Raw genomic sequence first — 1,129 nt, 5'->3', positions numbered from 1 at the left:
GTTTTGGCAGGACCGCAATTATCTGCTCAATGCCCATAAAGTAAAGGCAGAGGTTGTCTTTACTCATGGTTCTCAGGATTGGAATGTCAAACCACTTCATGTTTACCAGATGTTCCATGCTCTTCCTACCCATATAAATAAGCACCTCTTTTTCCATAATGGCGCCCATGTGTATATGAACAATTGGCAATCAATTGACTTCCGTGAATCCATGAATGCCTTATTGACTAAGAAATTACTGGGACAGGAAACAGATTTCCAACTTCCGACTGTTATCTGGCAGGACAATACCGCTCCTCAGACTTGGTTATCACTTGATAACTTCGGTGAGCAAGATAACTTTGAAACCTTCTCACTTGGTCAAGAAGAGCAAGTTATTCAAAACCAGTACTCAGATAAGGATTTTGAGCGCTATGGTAAAACCTACCAGACCTTCAATACAGAGCTCTATCAAGGAAAAGCCAATCAGATTACTATTGACCTTCCTGTGACCAAAGATCTTCACTTGAACGGTCGAGCTCAACTCAATCTTCGTATCAAATCCAGTACAAATAAGGGGCTTTTATCTGCTCAACTACTGGAACTTGGTCAAAAGAAATATCTACAACCTTATCCTGCTGTTTTAGGTGCTAGAACCATTGATAATGGACGCTACCACATGTTGGAAAATCTCTGTGAATTACCATTTAGGCCAGATGCACAACGAGTCGTGACAAAAGGCTACCTTAATTTACAAAATAGAACTGATCTACTGTTAGTAGAGGATATTACTGCAGATGAATGGATGGATGTGCAATTTGAACTGCAACCTACTATTTATAAGCTAAAAGAAGGAGATACTCTTCGTTTAGTCCTCTATACGACTGACTTTGAAATCACCATACGTGACAATACCGACTACCACTTGACTGTTGATCTTGAACAGTCCACGCTTACCATACCTTGCTAAAAGGAGTTACATTATTATGAATAAATCAGAACACCGCCACCAACTCATACGCGCTCTTGTCGCAAAAAACAAGATTCATACACAGGCTGAATTGCAGTCCCTCCTGGCCGATAACGACATTCAAGTAACCCAGGCAACGCTCTCACGTGACATCAAAAATATGAACCTATCAAAAGTCCG

Annotated in this window: 1 protein-coding gene and 1 pseudogene; both read left to right on the top strand. The window is 40.7% G+C overall.

Annotation, left to right across the window (positions count from 1 at the left end; translation table 11 throughout):
* A partial coding sequence (locus SMIDD26_RS12730) for a CocE/NonD family hydrolase C-terminal non-catalytic domain-containing protein (protein ID WP_280630515.1) occupies positions 1–949 on the top strand: 949 nt, incomplete at its 5' end.
* Between the two features lie 16 nt (positions 950–965).
* A pseudogene (locus SMIDD26_RS04255) lies at positions 966–1,129 on the top strand (arginine repressor); the annotation flags it as partial.

The organism is Streptococcus mitis (assembly GCF_001579035.1).
Lineage (GTDB): Bacteria > Bacillota > Bacilli > Lactobacillales > Streptococcaceae > Streptococcus > Streptococcus mitis_J.
The sequence above is the reverse complement of the archived record's forward strand: the minus strand, read 5'-3'. Positions and strand labels throughout refer to the sequence as shown.